The organism is Pseudomonas sp. 21615526 (assembly GCF_013386245.1).
Taxonomy (GTDB): Bacteria; Pseudomonadota; Gammaproteobacteria; order Pseudomonadales; family Pseudomonadaceae; genus Aquipseudomonas.
The window spans coordinates 1-417 of sequence record NZ_JACAOM010000152.1; the positions used below are offsets into that span (position 1 = coordinate 1).

Here is a 417-nt window from a genome sequence, read left to right on the forward strand (position 1 = left end):
GGCCGGCGCGTTCCTCAAGCTGGACCGTTCGCAGCTACCCAACTTCAAGAACCTCGACCCCAAGCTGCTCAAGCTGCTGGAGAAAAACGACCCGGGCAACGAGCATTCGGTGCCGTACCTGTGGGGCACCAACGGCATCGGCTATAACGTGGACAAGGTCAAGCAGGTGTTGGGCATCGACCATATCGATTCGTGGGCCGTGCTGTTTGAACCGGAGAACATCAAGAAGCTCCACGAGTGCGGCGTAGCGTTCCTCGACTCGGCGGATGAACTGTTCCCGGCGATCCTCAACTACATGGGCAAGGACCCGCGCAGCGAGAATCCCGAAGACTACAAACAGGCCGAGGCCAAGCTGCTGACCCTGCGGCCGTACATCACTTATTTCCATTCCTCCAAGTACATCTCGGACCTGGCCAA

General features: G+C 58.5%; 1 pseudogene. It reads left to right on the plus strand.

From position 1 onward, the window contains the following. Positions 1-417, plus strand: a pseudogene (locus tag HX786_RS32055) (polyamine ABC transporter substrate-binding protein); the annotation flags it as partial.